Source organism: Enterococcus villorum (assembly GCF_007990225.1).
Taxonomy (GTDB): domain Bacteria; phylum Bacillota; class Bacilli; order Lactobacillales; family Enterococcaceae; genus Enterococcus_B; species Enterococcus_B villorum.
In genome coordinates this window covers 49,112-68,845 of record NZ_BJWF01000003.1, presented here as the reverse complement: position 1 = coordinate 68,845, position 19,734 = coordinate 49,112, and the positions used below count along the sequence as shown (strand labels likewise).

General features: G+C 33.7%; 20 protein-coding genes, 1 tRNA gene and 2 pseudogenes. 17 read left to right on the top strand and 6 right to left on the bottom strand.

Translation table 11 applies throughout. The features are described 5' to 3' along the window. Positions 1-327 precede the first annotated feature (327 nt). Positions 328-690 carry a DUF4828 domain-containing protein gene (locus EVI01_RS02385; RefSeq protein WP_010751473.1) on the bottom strand — a complete coding sequence of 121 codons (363 nt, stop codon included), beginning with the start codon at positions 688-690 and terminating at the stop codon, positions 328-330. A gap of 485 nt (positions 691-1,175) precedes the next feature. On the opposite strand from EVI01_RS02385, the gene EVI01_RS02380 reads away from it, so the two are divergent. From EVI01_RS02380 to EVI01_RS02335, 10 genes are all read left to right on the top strand, one after another. Next, positions 1,176-2,189, top strand: a complete 1,014-nt coding sequence (locus tag EVI01_RS02380; protein WP_010751472.1) for a Gfo/Idh/MocA family protein — start codon at positions 1,176-1,178, stop codon at positions 2,187-2,189. Beyond that, positions 2,190-3,473 (top strand): DEAD/DEAH box helicase, encoded by a 1,284-nt coding sequence (locus EVI01_RS02375; RefSeq protein WP_010751471.1) that lies wholly within the window; start codon positions 2,190-2,192, stop codon positions 3,471-3,473. It begins immediately after the preceding gene. 64 nt (positions 3,474-3,537) lie between these two features. After that, the gene (locus tag EVI01_RS02370; RefSeq protein ID WP_010751470.1) at positions 3,538-6,240 is read left to right on the top strand and encodes a sigma-54-dependent transcriptional regulator; all 2,703 of its coding nucleotides are present in this window, start codon (positions 3,538-3,540) and stop codon (positions 6,238-6,240) included. Between the two features lie 154 nt (positions 6,241-6,394). Further along, positions 6,395-6,712 (top strand): PTS sugar transporter subunit IIB, encoded by a 318-nt coding sequence (locus EVI01_RS02365; RefSeq protein WP_010751469.1) that lies wholly within the window; start codon positions 6,395-6,397, stop codon positions 6,710-6,712. Positions 6,713-6,737: 25 nt separating this feature from the next. After that, positions 6,738-7,058 (top strand): PTS lactose/cellobiose transporter subunit IIA, encoded by a 321-nt coding sequence (locus EVI01_RS02360; RefSeq protein ID WP_010751468.1) that lies wholly within the window; start codon positions 6,738-6,740, stop codon positions 7,056-7,058. Positions 7,059-7,181: 123 nt separating this feature from the next. Continuing rightward, entirely contained in the window at positions 7,182-8,639 is a 1,458-nt protein-coding gene (locus tag EVI01_RS02355; RefSeq protein WP_010751467.1) for a PTS sugar transporter subunit IIC, read from the top strand. Between the two features lie 71 nt (positions 8,640-8,710). After that, a complete protein-coding gene (locus EVI01_RS02350; protein WP_010751466.1) occupies positions 8,711-8,932 on the top strand; it encodes a hypothetical protein in 222 nt (73 codons plus the stop codon). Positions 8,933-8,967: 35 nt separating this feature from the next. Continuing rightward, positions 8,968-9,150, top strand: a complete 183-nt coding sequence (locus EVI01_RS02345; protein WP_010751465.1) for a DUF3188 domain-containing protein — start codon at positions 8,968-8,970, stop codon at positions 9,148-9,150. Then, positions 9,150-9,563, top strand: coding sequence for a DUF3284 domain-containing protein (locus EVI01_RS02340; RefSeq protein WP_010751464.1), 414 nt, complete (start codon positions 9,150-9,152; stop codon positions 9,561-9,563). The genes EVI01_RS02345 and EVI01_RS02340 overlap by 1 nt, the downstream gene beginning before the upstream one ends. Positions 9,564-9,792: 229 nt before the next feature. Beyond that, complete coding sequence (locus EVI01_RS02335; protein ID WP_010751463.1) at positions 9,793-10,974, top strand: GNAT family N-acetyltransferase; 1,182 nt, start codon at positions 9,793-9,795, stop codon at positions 10,972-10,974. 254 nt (positions 10,975-11,228) lie between these two features. Here the strand turns inward: EVI01_RS02335 and EVI01_RS13595 are convergent, their stop codons facing one another. Next, on the bottom strand, positions 11,229-11,393 hold the full coding sequence (locus EVI01_RS13595; RefSeq protein ID WP_010751462.1) for a hypothetical protein: 165 nt from the start codon (positions 11,391-11,393) through the stop codon (positions 11,229-11,231). Between the two features lie 146 nt (positions 11,394-11,539). On the opposite strand from EVI01_RS13595, the gene EVI01_RS02330 reads away from it, so the two are divergent. After that, positions 11,540-11,613 (top strand) — tRNA-Arg (locus EVI01_RS02330). A 67-nt stretch (positions 11,614-11,680) separates the two neighbouring features. On the opposite strand, the pseudogene EVI01_RS13985 reads toward EVI01_RS02330, so the two are convergent. Then, positions 11,681-11,767, bottom strand: a pseudogene (locus EVI01_RS13985) (tyrosine-type recombinase/integrase); the annotation flags it as partial. A gap of 1 nt (position 11,768) precedes the next feature. Between EVI01_RS13985 and EVI01_RS14215 the strand changes: the two are divergent. The 5 genes and pseudogenes from EVI01_RS14215 to EVI01_RS02310 form a co-directional block, all read left to right on the top strand. Continuing rightward, a pseudogene (locus EVI01_RS14215) lies at positions 11,769-12,031 on the top strand (ArpU family phage packaging/lysis transcriptional regulator); the annotation flags it as partial. A gap of 54 nt (positions 12,032-12,085) precedes the next feature. Further along, the gene (locus EVI01_RS13980) at positions 12,086-12,220 is read left to right on the top strand and encodes a hypothetical protein (protein ID WP_010751461.1); all 135 of its coding nucleotides are present in this window, start codon (positions 12,086-12,088) and stop codon (positions 12,218-12,220) included. 1 nt (position 12,221) lies between these two features. After that, positions 12,222-12,767: a hypothetical protein gene (locus EVI01_RS02320; protein ID WP_010751460.1), complete on the top strand. Its 546-nt coding sequence runs from the start codon at positions 12,222-12,224 to the stop codon at positions 12,765-12,767. Beyond that, positions 12,745-13,878, top strand: coding sequence for a helix-turn-helix domain-containing protein (locus EVI01_RS02315; RefSeq protein ID WP_010751459.1), 1,134 nt, complete (start codon positions 12,745-12,747; stop codon positions 13,876-13,878). The genes EVI01_RS02320 and EVI01_RS02315 overlap by 23 nt, the downstream gene beginning before the upstream one ends. Positions 13,879-14,843: 965 nt before the next feature. Beyond that, positions 14,844-15,386 (top strand): ricin-type beta-trefoil lectin domain protein, encoded by a 543-nt coding sequence (locus EVI01_RS02310; protein ID WP_010751458.1) that lies wholly within the window; start codon positions 14,844-14,846, stop codon positions 15,384-15,386. A 341-nt stretch (positions 15,387-15,727) separates the two neighbouring features. On the opposite strand, the gene EVI01_RS02305 is transcribed toward EVI01_RS02310, so the two are convergent. Both EVI01_RS02305 and EVI01_RS02300 read right to left on the bottom strand, forming a co-directional pair. Next, on the bottom strand, positions 15,728-16,099 hold the full coding sequence (locus EVI01_RS02305; RefSeq protein ID WP_010751457.1) for a hypothetical protein: 372 nt from the start codon (positions 16,097-16,099) through the stop codon (positions 15,728-15,730). A 363-nt stretch (positions 16,100-16,462) separates the two neighbouring features. Continuing rightward, a complete protein-coding gene (locus EVI01_RS02300; protein ID WP_010751456.1) occupies positions 16,463-17,695 on the bottom strand; it encodes an aminopeptidase in 1,233 nt (410 codons plus the stop codon). Between the two features lie 257 nt (positions 17,696-17,952). Here EVI01_RS02300 and EVI01_RS02295 point away from each other — a divergent pair, with 257 nt between their 5' ends. Then, the gene (locus tag EVI01_RS02295; protein ID WP_010751455.1) at positions 17,953-18,522 is read left to right on the top strand and encodes a TetR/AcrR family transcriptional regulator; all 570 of its coding nucleotides are present in this window, start codon (positions 17,953-17,955) and stop codon (positions 18,520-18,522) included. 158 nt (positions 18,523-18,680) lie between these two features. Here the strand turns inward: EVI01_RS02295 and EVI01_RS02290 are convergent, their stop codons facing one another. Further along, a complete protein-coding gene (locus EVI01_RS02290; RefSeq protein WP_146811509.1) occupies positions 18,681-19,730 on the bottom strand; it encodes an acyltransferase family protein in 1,050 nt (349 codons plus the stop codon). Positions 19,731-19,734: the final 4 nt, after the last annotated feature.

Genomic DNA, 19,734 nt, shown 5'->3' with positions numbered 1-19,734 from the left:
TATTTTTGACCTGTTAATTATATCTAAAGTAGGTAGTCTTGTCTTTTTATTTTTCTGGATCAGGTATGGCAATTATTGGACAAGATGACGGATGAAAGATCATTCGAACTTTTTTGGAAGTTAATGAGTGAGATAAGATGATTTATATTGATGCTTCGTAGTCAAGTAATAATTCTGTTGCTCCTACTACCCCTAATATACCACTATACGGTAATGGGAAAGCTATAGTTGACATTTCTGTCATTTTCTAATAAAAAGCTCAAGCAAATTTTTGCTTGAGCTTTTTATTAGAGACGGGCACTCCAGTAATAACAAAAGTTGCCTTTATTACTTCGCCTTTTTTAATGAAAAATATCGGTCTTCAGCTTCATCATATAAAACAGGTTCGGTTTCCAGTACGATAGAAAGATGGAAGCCATACTGATCCTGCACGATTAATTGTTTTTCTGACAATTCAATCAACACGGTTTCTAGTTTTTTATTGTCGATAATCAAGGCAAAATCAGGGATGACTGTCAGTTTGTGAGTTACCTGGTGCTGGTCCTGGAACGACCAGATGCCACAGTAGGCGGAAAAATCTTCAATGAGTTCTTTTTTCCACTTTGTTTGTTTAGAATTGTAGAGAGCAAAACTTCCAAGAACACCGGTAATCAAAGATAAGCCCAAAAAATAAGATAAACGTTTTTTCATTCAATCACTTCCTTTTAAATGGCATGTGCATAAACCGTTCGTTCTTCTTTTATTCTATAAGAAAAAAACTAAAAAAGCTCTACGACTTTTGACTGGTTTTTCCCCAAGAGTTTTTCATGAAACTGTGGTAGAATAGCCTATGAAACTGATAAAAAAGGCTATTATTTTCAATTAAAAAATTAGTGGTAGTTATGGAACGCTTTTTTGTTTCTATTTTGATTGCCATTAGGCGAAAAATGTTTCTTGCACTCAAAAATGTGACAATTGAGAGGAAGACTATCAGAGATTTTTGAATGCATGGATTGAGACCAAAACAAGTATTGATGGGAGTAGTGAAGTATTCTTTCACAAGGATAGATACTAATAAAAGGCGTGTATAGCCAGGAAGTTTAAGCAAATGAATAAATGGTGAACCAAAGGATATTTTTTGTGTTAGAGAATCTTTTTGAAGTCCCTACTACAACTCTAGAAAGAAGGTAAAAGATATGATTAATTTAGGAATTATTGGAACAAACTGGATTACCCACCAATTTGTACAAGCTGCTTTAAGTACAAAAGAATATCAACTAACAGCTGTTTATTCAAGGCATCTAGAAAAAGCGCAAGCATTTGGGGAAAAATATAAAGGAGATATCGCTTACGCAACAGATTTAGAAACTTTTTTTGGATTTGAACATCTGGATACTGTTTACATTGCTTCGCCAAATAGTCTTCATTTTCAACAAGCAAAACAAGGAATATTAGCTGGTAAAAACGTGATTGTTGAAAAACCGGCTTTTAGCACACCAAAAGAGATGGATGAAATTATTCATTTAGCCAATGAGAATCACGTATACTTTTTTGAAGCAGCACGAAATATTCATGAACAAGGTTATAAAAAAGTAGCTGAATATTTATCTTTAAAAGATGAAATTATTGGTGCTAATTTTAGCTATATGAAATATTCCTCTCGCTATGACCAAGTATTAGATGGCGAAGTGCCTAATATTTTTTCTACACGTTTTTCTGGTGGGGCAATGATGGATTTGGGCGTTTACCTTGTATATGCTGCCATTGGTTGGTTTGGGATGCCTTCAGAAGTACATTATTTCCCACGAAAAATTTCGACTGGCGTTGATGGCTTAGGTTGGGGAATCTTACGGTATGAAACGTTTGACGTAGCGATTCAACCAGGTAAAATAGGGGACTCTTATTTGCCATCAGAAATCTATTTTGATTCTGGAACCTTAATCATGAATGGTGTAAATGCGATTGAAAAAGCCGAGTTTCATGATAGAGAACATCAAGAAATTGACGAGTTAGCGATTACCGTAGCTGAAAATCCAATGGTTGAAGAAGCAAAAGACTTTGCGAAAGTGATCAATCATCCCGCAGATCCAGCTTGGGGACTACTGTATGAAGAATGGATTGAATTGGCTCGTAATGTCAATCAAGTGGTTTATGATTTAAGAAAAAATGGTGGCATCAAATTTGATGCAGACAATGAGGAAGATTTTTAAATGAATGAATTTGTACAAGCTTTTCCGCAAACTTGGCAAGAAAAATGGCAAAATAAAGGATTTTCAGAGCCTTCTTTGATCCAGCAACTTGCGTTTAACGCACTTAAAGAAAAAGAAAGTATGGTCGGTATCTCGCCAACTGGGTCAGGTAAGACATTGGCTTATCTTTTACCCTTATTACTAAATGTTTCTAAAGGAGAAGGTCATTCTTTATTAATTCTTGTCTCTTCACAAGAGCTAGCGATCCAAGTAGCAGAAGTGACTCGTGAATGGGCAAAAGAACTAGAATTAAACGTACAATCGCTCGTTGGTGGTGCAAATGTAAAAAGACAAATCGAAGGATTGAAGAAACATCCTGAAATTTTAGTAGGCACGCCTGGACGAGTATTGGAATTGATGAAGACTAAAAAATTAAAAGCACACCAACTACAAACTATTGTATTTGATGAAGCAGATCAGCTCCTTGATGATGGAAATAGAAAATTGGTGGTACAAATTTTACATCAGGCACCAGTAGATTATCAATTTGTCTTTTTTTCGGCTACGGCGGATCGTTCGATTGATAAAATTAATGAAATAACGAATGCAAAGATACCAATTGTGGATGTCACCAAAGAGGATAATTCGACAAAAGGTCAAAAGCATTATTTCTTGCGGGTGCCCTCTCGTAAAAAAGAAGAATACTTAAGACGTCTTACTTATGTAGATGGCTTTCATGGCTTAGTTTTTTTCAATCAACTTAGTGAACTAGGTATGATGGAAGAAAAATTACAATTTCGAGGTGTTTCGGTTGGGAGTCTAGCTTCAGACCAAAATAAATTAGTACGTAAAGCAGCACTTGAACAATTCAAAAATAAAAAATTAACAGCTTTATTTACGACGGATGTTGCTGCTAGAGGATTAGATATTCACCACCTTCCTTATGTAGTGAATGCAGAAGTACCATTAACCGAAGAATCTTATCTCCATCGTTCTGGAAGAACCGGAAGAATGGGGAAAGACGGAATGGTTATCACTTTTGTCCAAGAGAATACAATCAGAGATTTAAAAAGATTAACACGAAACATGACAGTTGAAATAGAAGAAATTTTTCTTCACAGTGGACAATTGGTCACTGCTCTACCTGAAAAAGAAGAGCTTGCCATTGAAAAAAAACAACACAAAAATGCTCCTTTTGTTCCTTCAAAAAAAGAAAAAAAGACAGCCGAAAAAGACAAATTGCTAAAGAAAAAGTCAAAAAATAAACAAAAAAAGCAGAAAAATAAAGGAGCAAGGCGCAAATAAGCGCCTTTTTGTGTTATGATAATGAAAACGGAAACAACGTTATTTAATTTAAAGTGGGGATTCTATGAACGAAAGACAAGAAGAGATATTGAATCTATTGCATGAAAATCAGCAGGGATTAACCGCAAGTGATGTAGCGAAACATTTAAAAATTGATCGGAGTAATGCAAGTAGATATTTAAGTGATTTATATAAAGATCACTATATTATCAAAAATTCCGGTAGACCAGTCGTCTATTCCATGCCTCCGCAAAAAAATTCATCTGACAAAGTTCATGTTGATGCTTCAACCCAAGTAACATTTGATACATTGGTCGGCGAAAATGATTCTTTGAAAGTAAGTATTCAGCAAGCAAAAGCGGCAATTTTATATCCGCCAAGAGGATTGCATACGATCATTTTTGGGGAAACTGGAACAGGCAAGTCCATGTTTGCGGAATGTATGTATCATTTTGCGATTGATTCAGAAATGCTTTCAAAAGATGCGCCGTTTGTTTCTTTTAATTGCGCAGATTACGCACAAAATCCACAACTTCTTTTTGGTCATATTTTTGGAATCAAAAAGGGGGCTTATACAGGAGCAACGCAAGATAGTCAAGGGTTGATTGCTAAAGCAAATGGTGGGATTTTATTTCTTGATGAAATTCATCGATTGCCACCAGAAGGGCAAGAAATGTTGTTTACCTTCATAGATAAAGGTGTTTATCGTCCGTTAGGGGAGAGTGCGCATGTTCATGAAGCCTCTGTTCAAATTATAGGAGCAACGACTGAATCATCTGAAAGTTTTTTGACGACCTTTAACCGAAGAATCCCAATGGCCATCACTTTGCCAAATCTTGCTTCTCGTTCACTAGATGAACGTTATGAAATTATTTCTTTATTTATCAAACAAGAAGCCAATCGTTTGAATCAACGGATTGATATTGAAAAGGAAGCTATTCTTGCCTTTATGTTATATGATGCAGAAGGAAATATCGGACAAGTCAAACGTGATTTGAAATTAGTATGTGCAAAATCATTCTTACATTATCGTACACATCATGAAGAAAAGTTGATTATTCGCAAAGAAGAACTTTCTCTTCAAGTCCAAAAGGGATTATTAAAAATCAAAGAAGTCCCTGAACGTTTGGATCGATTTATGGATAGCAAAAGTCATTACTTGACGTTTGAGCCAGGGTTTGCGGATGTCGTTTGGTCGCAAGATCCTGAAAGAAATATGCAGGTTTATAATGATATCGAAGAAAAAATGCTTACTTTATCGGAAACAGGTGTTGAAAGTATTGATTTAGAAGCATTGATTTCAAAAGATGTGGATGCCTATTTTCAAACATACGTGAAAGAACTGACGAAAAGTACTTTTCCCAAAGACCTTTTACCAGATGATATTTGGCGTTTAACCAATGAGTTGTACGATGTAGCAGAAAAAAGGTTGGATCGAATATACAATGCAAAAGCACGTTTTGCTTTTGCACTTCATTTACAAAGTACGTTGGACCGAGTAAAGGAGGGGCATATGATTGTTCATCCAGACCTTAATAACGTACGTAAAAACTTTAGAAAAGAATTTCAAGTCGCCATTGATTTATCTACCATTATTGAAGAAGAACAACAAATTGAAATACCATTTGATGAAATTGGTTTTATTAGTATGTTTTTTTCAATCAACCTTGGGGAAAGCGAACCGGTGAAAGAAAATAAAGTAGATGTGCTAGTTTTGATGCACGGGAGACAAACAGCTTCTAGTATGCTAGAAATGGCGCAAGAACTATTGGGGACTAAATTAGGAACGGCCTTTAACATGCCTTTAGCAATGGAAGTCCAAACAATGTATGAAGATGTGTTACATTACGTAAAAAGTCATCAAGAAAATTTGACGAATGGCCTGATTTTACTAACTGATATGGGCTCTTTAAATATATTTGGTGATTTGATTTTTGAAGAAACTGGAATACGCACAAAAGCCATTACGATGAGTAGTACGATGGTTGTTATAGAAGCGCTACGAATGGCGAATGTTGGCAGGAGCCTAGAAGATATTTATCAAAGTATCCAAATTTCTTTTGAAACAATTGTCAGAGAACAATTTAAAGTGGAGCAGCATGAGGTTCTCGAACGTAAAAAAGCGGTGATTGTTACCTGTTTTACAGGAGAAGGTGTGGCTGCGAAGTTGTATCAACGAATTGTCCCGGTGATCGATCAGAAAAAAGTAGAAGTTATCCAGATGCAATTTTTAGAACGGGAATCATTTAAACGACATATTGATGCCTTATTAGAAGAATATGAAATAAAAGCAATTGCTGGCACGGTGGATGTCGACTATCAAAATATTCCTTTCTTTTCTGCCTATGATATCTTTGATGACGAGAAATTGAATACATTAAAACGGATTGCAGATGATGAGGTACCAACAGCAAAAATTGTTGATTCATTAAAGGAATCACTTCATTCGATTTCTTCTGTGGATATTCTCATTCATTCTTTGCAAAAAATTATTCAACAAATTCAAACGGACCTTTCCATTATTGTAGAACCGGGTGTAGATATTGGAATTGTGATCCATTTAGCGTTTTTACTTGATAGTTTAATGAAACATGAAAAAACACGTGAATTTGAGAGTCTAACTACCTTTTCTAAAATTTATCGATTAGAGATGGATATTATTCGTACCAATCTAATTGGTCTAGAAAGAAAATATCGAGTCCATATTCCAGAAAATGAAATTGCCTTTTTGACACAAATGTTTCTTGAAAATAAAATAAAGAAGTAAAGCACACAAATGTATTTTTTTACACACATTCAATTAGTGTGCGCACTGAAAAAGAGAGTTAAAGGCTTTGAAAACGCTATTTTAACTCTTTTTTTATTTGGCATGCTTCTTGCATTATAATTATGTGTAAAACAAATTAAAAGGAGTGGAGAAAATGGCGAAAAAAACAATTATGTTAGTGTGTTCTGCTGGTATGAGCACAAGTCTATTAGTCACAAAAATGCAAAAAGCAGCTGAAGAAAAAGGAATTGAGGCAGATATCTTTGCCGTATCAGCTTCAGATGCAGATAACAACCTTGAAGCAAAGAATGTAGACGTATTGTTACTAGGTCCACAAGTTCGTTTCATGAAAGCACAGTTTGAGCAAAAATTAGCTCCAAAAGGTATTCCGTTGGATGTCATCAATATGCAAGATTATGGCATGATGAATGGCGCCAAGGTATTAGAACAAGCAGAAAAATTAATGCAATAAATCCATAGAAAGTGGAGGAAAGAAAGTGGAAGATCAACAAAATCTTGAAGCCATCATGGGATTAATTATGTTTGGTGGAAACGCTAAGAGCGATGCAATGGAAGCGATTACTGCTGCGAAAAAAGGTGATTTTGAACTAGCGGACCAAAAAATAGTGGACGCAAAAGAGTCTTTGGTTCAAGCGCATCATTCGCAGACGCAAATGCTGACACAAGAAGCACAAGGAAATCATGTACAAGTAACTTTATTGACAGTCCATAGTCAAGATCATTTGATGACTTCAATTGCTTTTACAGATTTAGCAGAAGAGATCATTGAACTTTATCGTCGGATGGATAGCGAATAAATATTGTTAGGGAAAATAAGAACCTTCTTTTTTGAACGGAAGAAGAAAAATTTTGAACGGATTTTTTAATTTGGTATAAGGAGATTAATCTTTATATAAATAACTTATAGGGGGAAAGAAAAAATGAACGGATTAACAAGTTGGATGGAGAAATACATCCTACCCGTTGCCGCAAAAATTGGTGCGCAAAAACATTTAGTTGCTTTGCGTGACGCCTTTATTGGTACCTTGCCTGCAACCATGGCAGGATCAGTTGCGGTAATGATCAATGCAATTATTCGAGATTTGCCACAACAATTTATTAGTACGTATGCGGATAGTTTAGCAGCAGACAAGGGGATTTTCGCAGTATTAAATGTAATTATTGGGATCAATGGATTTGTCTGGAATGGAACATTGGCCATTGCGGGATTGATCTTTGCTTTTTCGTGGGGTTACAATCTTGCAAGAGCGTATGGTGTAAATGATTTAGCTGGCGGAATCGTGGGGCTAGCTACTCTTATCCAAGGTATTGCTTTTGGACCATCGTTGTCAGCAGCACTAAATGTAGATGTACCAAAAAACATTGCCGATGCAATCAATGGAACAGAATTAGGTGCTACGATTGCGGATGGAACCTTGTCAGTAGGACTTTGGGGTTGGTTAAAACTTGATCATTTAAATGGAAATGCTTATTTTACAGTAATGATTATGGGTGCTATTTCTGTTATTATTTTCTGTAAACTAATGTTAGCGAATATTACGATCAAGATGCCAGATTCTGTACCTCCGGCAGTATCAAAAGCTTTTGCAGCTATTTTACCAGCAACAATTGCTTTATATATCATTGCAATTATTAATTATATCGTCGGTCGTATTGCTGATGGTCAACTGATCATTGATTTGGTTCAAAAATACATTGCTGAACCTTTCTTAGGCTTATCACAGGGAATTGGAGCAGTATTGATTGTTACTATTTTTGTGCAGGTTTTCTGGTTCTTTGGTATCCATGGACCAAACGTGTTAGCTCCAGTATTGGAAGGAATTTGGGGACAAGCCCAATTGATCAATATTGATATCTTCCAAAAAGGATACAATGGAAAAACGGGTACACCCGCTGTGTTAGATGCAATTGAAGATGGAAAGGCGTATATGTGGGTTCGTGGTTCATTTGATGCTTTTGCATGGTTTGGTGGATCAGGTGGTACCATTGTTCTGCTAATTGCCATCTTATTGCTTTCTAAACGAGCAGACTATTTAACTGTCGCTAAATTATCAATCGGTCCTGGTATCTTCAACATTAATGAACCAGTCATGTTCGGATTGCCAATTGTTTTAAATGCGATTATGTTTATTCCATTTTTAGTGGCACCTGTTGTAGCAACAGCAATCGGCTGGGTAGCAACTTACCTCGGTTTGGTGGCACCAGTATCGCAACAAGTTACTTGGGTTGTTCCACCATTCTTGCTCTCATTCTTAGCTACTGGAGCTGACTGGCGCGCTCCTATTGTTACATTAGTATGTATGGTTGTGACATTCTTAATCTGGGCACCATTTGTTATTTCAGCGAATAAGATGGATCCCGCAGCCGGCGAACAATAATAAACGAACAGATAGAGCAGAAACATTTTTTATGTTTCTGCTCCATTAAAAATTATGTAGGAGGAAGATTTATGATTTCCATTGCAAGTGCGATGCAACAAGATGCAATTAAAGAGTTACTAGAAGGTTATAACGAAGATGGACTTTCGTATACTTTTAAAGAAAAACAAGGAATTAAGTTGTTCTTTGAAACAAGTGCAGATGATAAAGAAGCAGCTGCCCAAAAAGCAAAAGAGTTAATCAAAGCACAACCATGGGGAACTGTCTTGTATTTTCAAGCAGCAGCAGTTTAGTCAGAAACGTGGTTGAAAGATAGGAAGGGTTCAAAATGATAAAAAACGGCTTATTTTTATGTAGTATTGGTTCATTGATTGTATTATATTCTTTAAATCCTGGTTCACAAAACTATGATTTATATAGTATGGTTACGGGATTATTTCTGGCAGGTTTAGGTATATATTTCTTTTTGAAAGGGAAAAAAAGAGAAGAAGCAAAGGGGAAAAATAGCTGATGGAAATTATAAGAAAATTAAATATTCCGGCATCCTTTTTCTATGATAAAGTGATAGAATCTGTCCTTTTTGATGTACGTAAAGAGACTGGAAAATCGGTGACTCGTAAACAATTAAAAAATCTTGAATACGTCAAACAATTCTCACAAAATAACCGAGCTCGAATCAAAATCGAAGAGGTTATTGAAAATCAGTCGTATAAATTTCGAACGTCTACCACAAAAAATGATTTTGTCGTACACTATCAGATTAAACCACTAGATGACAAGTCCTGCGAAGTACGGTACACGGAAAAAATGGAATCATATGGGATGCTACAAAAATTAAATGATATGATTTTAGGAACTTTATTGATGTATTTTAAAAAAAGACGATTTAAAAAGATGTTAGTAATGATCGAAGAAACTTATTAGCTTTTATAAGGACTGTTTGATTTTGAAACTTAGGAGGCGTCGTTGTTTTGCGCTGACTTCTTATGAAAGAGATAAAGGATATAAAAAAGAAAGTTGTGACAAGTATAAGTAAATTCAAGGAAATAGTGATTGATTGAAATAAACTTTTTATTTTGATAAAGTGACTATGATTGAATCGCTAAACTTGTCACAATTTTTTATTGTTTTTGATGGAAGGGGTAACAAAAAAATGGCAAATGAAGTAAAAGAATTAAAAAATGCTTATAAAGAGGAAATGTTTGAGTTAGCAACCTATGCCTTTAACGCAAAGGATACACCTGAAAGACGCGAACGTTTCCAAATGATTGTTGAAAATTCATGGAATTATGGTTATTTTGATGAAGAAAAACGACTAACAAGTCAAGTAATGGCTACCCCTTTTTCTGTTACCTTTTACGGTAAAAAATACTTAATGGCAGGCATTGGTTATGTGGCGTCTTATCCAGAGGCTAGAGGACAAGGCGGAATTAATCAAATTATGGAAAGAATTTTAAAGGATTGTCGTGAAAGAAAAGTCAGCCTTTCTTACTTAGCCCCTTTTTCTTACCCATTTTACCGTCGATATGGTTATGAACAATTGTTTGATAAAATCCACTATCATTTGGATAGTCGTGACGTACCAAATGTGAAAAAAACTTCTGGGAAAATGAAACGTACGACATTTGAACAGGCGAAAAAAGTAATCGAAATGATCTATAGACAAATACCTGAAAATCAGCGTGGGGGATTGAGCAGAGAAGATTGGTGGTACACTTATAAATTTAAACAAAAAAAAGAAAATCATTATGCTTTATATTATGATGAAATAGGAGAAGTGAAAGGGTATGTTGTTTATCAATTAACTGCTCCTAAATTTGTCGTTGTCGAATGGGGGTATTTAACTCATGAAGCATTCAGTGGAATAGTGAGATTTGTCAGTTCACATAGTGGGGCCTTTGATTCTTTTGAATATTCTTGTGGGTATTCAGGAAGTGACAAAAACTATTTACTAAAAAATCCATTTGCTAAGATGAGTATTACCCCGTACATGATGGGAAGAATCGTTGATGTGGAATTATTTTTAAACGAATATCCTTTCACAGAAAAAAATTTCAGTTTTGCCCTTGAAATAACAGAAGATACTTATGCCAAGTGGAATGAAGGAATATTTGAAATAGCTGTTACGAATGAAAGTATCAATATCAAAAAAGTGGAAGAAACAAGTTTACCAGTTATAAGTGGAACAATTCAGAGCGTCACCCAGTTATTGATGGGGTATCGAAAAATCGAAGAACTTGCATTTTTTAATCAGATTATACTTTCAACAGATTCTCTCTTAGAAATCGGTAAATGCTTCCCAAGTCAACAACCAATCTTAAATGATTATTTCTAAAAGGTTGAGAAACAACTGGTTAGCTTCGAAGAAATAAGAAAGAATTTTTTGAAATAGCATTTCATATTTTGAAAAATTCAGGCTTATTTGAAGAAGCTGGTTGTTGAATACCGTCAAAAAGGTTGAGAAACAACCGGATAACTTCAAAGAAACACTCCAAACTTAAAAAAATGTTTGGAGTGTTTCTGGTTTAATCACATGGGAAAAAATCCTTAATTCTAAGCATTCTTTCGTGAATTGAGAACGAATTTGTACTATAGCAACTCTTCTTTTTTAGTGAACTTGAATTTTCGACTTTCTTTTTGTTGAGGTTTTTCATCTTCATGTTCTTTGACTGCTTCTTTACTTAGCTTTTCACGTTCGTTTTTTGATGCATCAAAACGTTCAGCATATACTTGCTCCTTTGGCTTGTCGTGCATAAATAAAACCTCCTTACTATATAATGTAGATTTATTTTATCATCTGATAGTCGGTTATGGAAAAGTTTTGCTTCTTAACAAAATGATTTTTCACACAGAAGCTTGCAAGTCATTCCTAAACAAGATAAAATAATATCATTGAAATTGTTCCTGTAGCTCAGTAGGATAGAGCAATCGCCTCCTAAGCGATAGGTCGCTGGTTCAATTCCAGTCAGGAACGTAAAAATAACCCCTGTATCCTTTACGGTACAGGGGTTTGTTCTATATTTGTGCCAAAAAGTGCCAAACTAGTTATCATTTTTATATAAACTATCGAATACAGCATTGATTTTTTCTTTATCCTGATCTTCAAGCTCTCGAACAATGCGAAGATAAAAAGCTTCGAAGCGTGGCAATAAAACAGAAGAGTCGATTATCCAGATGATGGATATAGAAGCAGAGAGAGATGATTTTAACAGCTTTAATGGATTAATCGTAAAATAATCTATTGCAGCTTCTGCGTGCTAGATAGATTCATAAATTATAGGATTAGCCTTGCGATGGGCTATTCAGAAAGAAGTATATAGCGGATGAAGTCTGAAGTACTGATAGAGTTTTCAGAAGCATATCTTAATGGGAATCTCATTTCATATAAATAAAAAAAGGCAAACTATTAACATAGTATACATATTGTTAATCTCAGGAGGTCTTTTATGGAAATTTTACAGAATCATTTACGTGATAATTGTGATCCAAGACTATCGGGAATTCTATCTTTAAGTATAAAAGAAGCATATAGATTTTTAGATGATCTTATTTTACGAGAAAAGGGTATTTCAAAGGCCTGAAATGAACAAGGTAAAGGGATATGTTAGACATGGTTTGGTAGATGTAGGCTTGAAACAAGTATTACAGAGTTCGAGTATCTCCCACGAAATTGCAGATAAGTCTAGTAGCAGATACTCAAATGGACATACATATTTACTAGTTGAAGTTAAAGGTGGAATACTAACGCCAGCAAAAGTTTCTAGTCCATATGCAGTTCCTAGAAAAGCAGTTTTTAGGGATCGTGGTAGCCTGTTGAATAAGCAATATAATATATTCACTGATCCTGAAGACTTGAATGCTGAATACAATCAACAAAACCCTCCTTTTTTGTTGTTGACTTATGGAGGGAAAAATCATAAATTAGATTTTGTGAAGTTGGGATTACCTGAAGTTAGTGAAGAGTATGGAACGTTATCATGGATCGATCAAATTGATATCACTAATTCTCCAGTTGTATTAGAAAATCCGAAGGAAATTATTGATGAATTACAACTGACTTTCACGTCCGAAGCCGAAGAGCTCATAAGAAGAGGTGTAGAAAAAGATGAAAGAAAGGACAGCGTTTAATCCTAAGCAATTAACGTCAGCTCGTATCTCTAGAGGGATGACGATGAAAGAGTTGGCAGAAAGAGCAGGTTTGTCCCGACAAATGATATCAAATTATGAGTCTGGCAAAACTATTCCAAAAGCTGAAAGTTTATTAAAAATATTATCAGTCTTGAACTTTCCTAGAAGTTTTTTTTCAAATGAAGTTTCAGAATTTACTACAGGAGCTACTTTTTTCAGAAGTCAAACTGCATCGACTAAACGTGTTAGAGACATGCAAAAAGAAAGATTGAAATATTTGTTTGATATATACGGAAAATTATCATCATATGTGAATTTTCCTAAATTAAATTTGCCAGATATATTAGAGAAAGATATCTACGATATAACCGAAGATGATATCATAAAGAAAGCAAATGAGTTGAGAAAAAAATGGGAGTTAGATTTAAGCTCTCCAATAAATAATTTGATTCAGGTTGCTGAAAAAAATGGTATTGTTATTGCCGAAGCAAATATGTCCAATCAAACTTTAGATGCGGTATCGCGTTGGATTGTTGATAGACCATTTATAATGCTTACTGATAATAGTGAATCAGCAGTTAGACGTCGATTTAATGTAGCACATGAATTAGGTCATATTTTATTGCATAACAGTATTGAAAGCATACATGACTATTCTGCCCAAGACCTTAAAAACGTTATTGAAATGCAAGCTAATTTGTTTGCCTCTCATTTTTTATTACCTTCTCAAGCATTTACTGATTCTCTGTTGTCTACTTCGCTAGATTATTATGTAGATTTAAAAAAATACTGGAAAGTATCAATTCAGGCGATGATTTATAAAACATATTCATTGAATTTAATTAATGATGACCAACGTTTGTATTTGAATAAAAGAATTTCTGCTAATAAATGGAGAACTAAAGAGCCCTACGATGATGCAATGCCTATAGAAAAACCAAAACTATTGAAAATGGTTATCGAAATGATTGTTAACAACAATGTAATTTCTAAAAATGAGTTATTTCAGTTGTTTAAACTGCCAAAAGATGAGGTAGAAAAAGTTACAGGATACAACTTTTCTTATGAAAATAGTCAAAAGGAAATTCCGAATTTAAGGCTACTAAGTTAGCCGCCAATTATTTGGCGGTTTTTAGCCATTTATCACTGATATTATGATAGTGCCGAAAGATTAGGAAACAGGACTTCGACAAAATAAACGATGGGAGGAAATCTTCCACATTGTTTAATTAAGCTTCGATAGACAGCAACGGAAATATTAAGAACAAGGATGTGAAGTCAACTCCTTGTTATTATTATCTATCATCCGTTGCTGTCTATTCATACATATGTAAAATTGCTTTGGTGTTTTTTTGATTAGAAGGAGATGTAAAATGTTTCTTTCATTGATAGAGAGTAGTTGTTTAAAAGAGTGTAATAATTAGTCAGGAACGTAAAAATAGAGAGTGAGAACAATGTTTAGAAAAATCTGTTGATTGTTCCACTCTCTTTCTTATTTCATAAAAGGGAGTAGGATTCTGCCCTTCTGTTGGACGAACTGATTCAATTTTGATTACTTATAGTTGTCGTCATAGTGACTATCAGCCAAAGTTACGTTATAACTTGGATTGTTCAACTAATCTTTGGAAAGTTTATCAATGGGATCTAGAATTTGTAGAAAATTTTTGGATCGTCTGAAAAAAGAGATATTTATTGATTATTTTTAAGATAACTTTTTATAGATTTGCTTTCTTTCTAAAATAAAAAATAATCCTTCTTCTATATTCACTTAATAATATTTTATTCTACTTATTTTTTTAAACATTGTGTAAGCGTTACTCTAGATTAAGGTGTATTTCTATAGAGTGTTATATAATTATATTTAAAAATGACGTATATATTTAAGTGATTCTTTGTGTTTGTTATTCATTTATTGTTTTTATCTATTTATTAAAAAGATATTTGTAATAATATTTTTGTCTAATCTGATTATAAAATAATATTTTTTTATTTATTTATGATATATTTGTAGTGAAAGGAGGAAATGTAAATAGCATATTTTAAAATAAAAATTTAGAAAAAATTGGAGGATAGATAATGAAAAATTTAACGAAATGGTTATTTAGTGCTTTCTTGATTGGTTTATTTGGCGTAGTTTTAGGTAATTCAGTCGTGAGCGCAGCAGAAGTAGAAACAGGTGGATTTTCTGGAAAATTTGTCTCATTCAGAAGTGTCACAGATGAGTCAAAAGCAATAGAATTGGATACTACCAATCGATTAGATGTTCTTTTGTCTTCGTTTGAAAATCGAGACACTCAGAAATGGGCGATGATCTATGCAGGTCCTTATCAAGCTTATATGATCTCACATCTTAGCATATTAGGAGCAGGTTACCTTGGGGAAGTGAGTGAAACAGCTAATGAAAATGGAACAATTAACTTGCTTTCAACTATTGGCGATGACTGTCATTGGCGTTTAATTTCAGCAGGTGAATACGATGGGCAACCAACCTACTATATTGAAAATATGACAAGTGGCAGAGTAATTACTCGATTTGGTGCAGGACATCACTCGTTATTTACTTCTACTTGGCAAGGAACAGAAGATCAAAAATTCTTCGTACAAGTTGAAACAAATTAATTGTTTTATCCGAAAAAAAGAATCAAATCCATTCCATTCTAGTATCCTCTGTATTTTAAACATAAAGTAGAAAGAATAAGCTTGATTGTGTATTGAAAATGATTCTTCAATTTTTTTATAAATAAGCAATTGATACATACCATAAGATAGTTAGAAATAAATGAATGAACTGTATGCTTGTTGTATGCATTCTTGACTTAAAAAAATATATAAGAAACTTACTAAATAGTAAAGAACTCACTATTTAGTAAGTTCTTTTATTGTATTATTATGATGAAAAAACAAGAAATATTTCATATTAGGGATGACTCTATATAAACAATTGGTAACTATTAGAGTTCTTAATGAAACAATGTTTGTCGGAATTTTTTGGATAACGGAAAAGTGAACATACAAATAAGTAACAATAATTGACTTAGACAAATAATACTTAAACCAATTGTTTTGTAAGTGAAAAGTAAGAAAATATGTATCCCTAATTCAACTAGGTTGATAAAACTAAGATATAAATAACTACGTTTATTTAATTTGCAGTTATAAATACAATAAAAACTGAATTTATAATCCCAATAGACCAAAAATAATAAAAAGAGTTTCATCGTCAACGTCATTGTATCATGATGATCTGATAAACGATGAAAAAACAATAAAGCTGTAGGCAAAGGAATGTAAAGAGTCAATAATAAAATAAAAAAATAGACGATAAAAGGCATGTGATCCTCCAGAATATTTTTTATTTAATATTTCAAATACATTTTTTATTAATCTTATCAAATAATAGGAATTATTTTAATAAATTTTATGAATAGCTGGTATAAGTATTTTTTATGATAGGATGAATAGAGCTAACATCTCATTCATCAGCTAGAAGTTCATTACACAAATAACAGATGTTAGATGAAATTTTATTCATGAAAAATATACTAAGTTTAGAGGGTCAACTCATCCGTCAATGAGTTGACCCTCTATTAATTTTTCGGAGTATAGTTATCCATATAAAAACGGAAGAAAATTGATTGAATTCTTCTTTAATTCTTGATTCAGACCGGTCTTTTCAAAATTTCTCATCTATCAAATCAAGCCCAATCTCCATTTCTGAATACTGGTACAGTAGAACCGTCCTCACGGATACCATCAATGTTCATCTGACTAGAACCTACCATGAAATCAACATGGGTTTGGCTACGATTAAGTCCAGCTTCCAAAAGTTCTTCATCAGTCATTTCAGTACCACCTTGAACACTAAAGGCATAGGCAGAACCTAGTGCTAAATGATTTGAGGCATTTTCGTCAAATAGTGTATTGTAAAAAATAATCCCTGATTGAGAAATTGGAGAAGGGTCTGGAACGAGCGCTACTTCACCTAATGAACGAGCGCCTTCATCTGTATCAAGTAACGATTCTAATACTTCTTGTCCTTGTTCTGCAGAAAAATCAATGACTTTTCCATCTTTAAATGTAAATTTCATTCCTGAAATGATCGTGCCGGCATAACTAAGGGGTTTTGTACTAGAAATATAACCATCAATTCGGCGACAATCAGGGGCAGTAAATACTTCTTCGGTTGGCATATTTGCCATAAATTTTTCGCCACGTGCATTGTAGCTTCCAGCCCCCTCCCACAGGTGATTTTTAGGTAATCCAATAATAATATCTGTTCCAGGAGCTGTATAGTGTAATGCTGTGAATTGTTCCTTATTTAATTCGGCTGCTTTTTTCGCTAGTTTTTCATCATGTTGTTTCCAAGCGAGTACAGGATCTTCTTCATAAATACGAGTAGTCTTAAAAATTTGGTCCCATAAAGCATCAAGTTGTTCATTTTCTGGTAAATGAGGGAAAACCTTAGCAGCCCATTCTTTTCCAGCAGCAGCAACGACTGTCCAACTAACCTTGTTTGCTTGGGTTGCTTTTCTTAAGTTTATCATTGCTTTTCCGGCTGCTGTTTGATAAGTAGCTATCCTTTTACCATCTACACCAGCAAATGCATCTGGATTCGCAGAAACGACACTAATCCTACTTGCGCCTTTAGCTATCCAATCATCTACTTGGTCGACTTTATAGTGTGGAACTGTTTCAAGATGGTCTTGATCAGCGTGAGTAAGAAATTCTTTTTGGATAACATCGTCTGTCCACTGTACGATGACTTCTGCCGCACCTAAACGATAAGCTTCTTTTGTAATTAAACGTGCCAAGGGGGCTTGATCCACGTTAATTTGTAGAACGACAGTATGGTTCTTCTCTACATTTACTCCAGTTTCAACAATCAAACGTGCATATTTTTCAAGATTTTCATTAAAATTTTCTAACATATTTCATTTCCTCCTCATTCTTCGTTTAGCAACTATTTGTATGATAACATTTAATGAATAGAGACACAATCGCTCTATTTAGATATAAAAACTAGTTTTTCTTCATAAATAATCAATCTATTATGTAAAATTGACAGTTTTTTTAAGTATTTTTTCAAAAATAAAAAAACAAGTTGTGCATAACAAAATAATCGTGTTACAATTAAATTAATCAATGGTGGAAGCGTTATAAATAATTTCAAGGAGATTAAAAAAATATGGCAAGAAAAAAGACGATCACAAAAGATCAGATTTTGGCAGCTGCTTTTGAAGTAGCTACTACTGAGGGATTTTCAAGGTTTACAGCTAGAAATATTGCAAATAAGATGAATTGTTCAACCCAACCGATTTATCTTGAGTTTAAAAACATGGAGGATTTGAAACAAGCATTATTTGTTCAAATTTATGATTACTTAAAATATGAAGTATTCCCAGTTGTACATACAGGAAATACAATTATTGATTTAGCTATCAATTATATTGATTTTGCGAATCGAGAGAAAAAGTTATATAGTTCCTTGTACTTAGAACAATATGGCGGGGGAAGTGAGATGCAAAACTTCTCTTATCATTATTTTGTTGAGACGGTTAAAAGAGATCCAGAATATGCTGATTTATCTGATGAACAGATCGAGTCTTTGCATAATACAACTTGGATCATTGCTACAGGATTAGCGTCATTGATGTCGTCAAATATCATTCACCCAACACATGAGCAAATTGAAAAAATGATGAAAGATAGCATCGATGCCACTTTAAATCAAAAAAAACCGGTTAAAGTAGACTGATTCATTCATATGACTGTAATAGCTGTATCCCTTTCTCTGATGTTTACACATTGATTTTTTGAAATTGAAAAAATGCTTCTAAAAGATTAAAAAAGACGAGCCATGCTTCCTCTCTCCAGCGTGACTCGTCTTTTTTATGATGTTAGATAAAGTTGTTTCTAGGATAGTTTTCTTAACAAACGCAACTGATTGTATTTGCTAAGTTCGATTATTAAATAAGAAATGAATAGTAATAGAAAGCATTGGGTGATATAAACAGTGACATTGTCTGTACTTAACAAGTCAATCTGGTTCGTCTGTCCAAATTTAAATAAAATGAATTTTATCGGATTTTGTGCTAAGTAAATAATGATACTTGCTTTTCTGAAAAAAGTAGCATATGGTATTTTAATTTGTGGATTATTTATAATGAATAAAAATATACAGACGGCAATAAAAGGCAGAAAGATAAAATTTTGACTATCATAATAGAAATCTAGGGATTGTGCAAATTTGACTTCCAAATAACCTAAAATAGAAAACAATAGCGAAAGGATGATCATGGTAAAGTTAGAAAATGTGCGCCCGAATCGGTTATATTTTACTAAAAAATAACCGATAATGATGTAACAGATTGTAGAAACTAATGAAAAGGGAACAGATGTAGCTAATGGTATCTTGTGGATGAATGTAAGTGCAAAATACCATTTACCATAAGTGGCGGTGGCTAAGCCGATCCCAAAAGATAAGATACCTAGTATAATTAAGAATTTATCACTTAAATACATAGCAACATAATAAGTCACAATGACTCCAAATACGATGGCCATTAAAAACCAGCTAACCCCTATAGACGGTACGTAACCCAAAACTAAGGAATAAAGAAGAATAAGGCCGTTTTTGAAAAGATCAGGCTGATTTATAATGCTTTCTAAACGATTGATAATATAGGGTGAATAAAAGATTAACCAGCATAAATACATAGTTAAAATACGCAAGCTATATCTCTTAATAACAAAGTAATCTTTTTTTTTGTCCGTATAGGTTAATTTAGAAAATAAAAGATAACTTGATATGATAAAAAATAAAGGAACTGAAAATCTAAAAAAAATTCTTATATCATTTCCTGTTCCGTCATGAGGAAATGTATGAATACCAACAACGCATATCGCAGCGATAAATTTAATCAAATCTAGCAACTCATAGGTAATTTTTTTTGTTTTTTTCATTTTT

Coding starts and splice junctions, on each gene's coding strand:
- EVI01_RS02385 (WP_010751473.1), bottom strand. CDS start 690: ATGAAAAAACGTTTATCTTATTTTTTGGGCTTATCTTTGATTACCGGT.
- EVI01_RS02380 (WP_010751472.1), top strand. CDS start 1,176: ATGATTAATTTAGGAATTATTGGAACAAACTGGATTACCCACCAATTT.
- EVI01_RS02375 (WP_010751471.1), top strand. CDS start 2,190: ATGAATGAATTTGTACAAGCTTTTCCGCAAACTTGGCAAGAAAAATGG.
- EVI01_RS02370 (WP_010751470.1), top strand. CDS start 3,538: ATGAACGAAAGACAAGAAGAGATATTGAATCTATTGCATGAAAATCAG.
- EVI01_RS02365 (WP_010751469.1), top strand. CDS start 6,395: ATGGCGAAAAAAACAATTATGTTAGTGTGTTCTGCTGGTATGAGCACA.
- EVI01_RS02355 (WP_010751467.1), top strand. CDS start 7,182: ATGAACGGATTAACAAGTTGGATGGAGAAATACATCCTACCCGTTGCC.
- EVI01_RS02350 (WP_010751466.1), top strand. CDS start 8,711: ATGATTTCCATTGCAAGTGCGATGCAACAAGATGCAATTAAAGAGTTA.
- EVI01_RS02345 (WP_010751465.1), top strand. CDS start 8,968: ATGATAAAAAACGGCTTATTTTTATGTAGTATTGGTTCATTGATTGTA.
- EVI01_RS02340 (WP_010751464.1), top strand. CDS start 9,150: ATGGAAATTATAAGAAAATTAAATATTCCGGCATCCTTTTTCTATGAT.
- EVI01_RS02335 (WP_010751463.1), top strand. CDS start 9,793: ATGGCAAATGAAGTAAAAGAATTAAAAAATGCTTATAAAGAGGAAATG.
- EVI01_RS13595 (WP_010751462.1), bottom strand. CDS start 11,393: ATGCACGACAAGCCAAAGGAGCAAGTATATGCTGAACGTTTTGATGCA.
- EVI01_RS13980 (WP_010751461.1), top strand. CDS start 12,086: ATGGAAATTTTACAGAATCATTTACGTGATAATTGTGATCCAAGACTA.
- EVI01_RS02320 (WP_010751460.1), top strand. CDS start 12,222: ATGAACAAGGTAAAGGGATATGTTAGACATGGTTTGGTAGATGTAGGC.
- EVI01_RS02315 (WP_010751459.1), top strand. CDS start 12,745: ATGAAAGAAAGGACAGCGTTTAATCCTAAGCAATTAACGTCAGCTCGT.
- EVI01_RS02310 (WP_010751458.1), top strand. CDS start 14,844: ATGAAAAATTTAACGAAATGGTTATTTAGTGCTTTCTTGATTGGTTTA.
- EVI01_RS02305 (WP_010751457.1), bottom strand. CDS start 16,099: ATGCCTTTTATCGTCTATTTTTTTATTTTATTATTGACTCTTTACATT.
- EVI01_RS02300 (WP_010751456.1), bottom strand. CDS start 17,695: ATGTTAGAAAATTTTAATGAAAATCTTGAAAAATATGCACGTTTGATT.
- EVI01_RS02295 (WP_010751455.1), top strand. CDS start 17,953: ATGGCAAGAAAAAAGACGATCACAAAAGATCAGATTTTGGCAGCTGCT.
- EVI01_RS02290 (WP_146811509.1), bottom strand. CDS start 19,730: ATGAAAAAAACAAAAAAAATTACCTATGAGTTGCTAGATTTGATTAAA.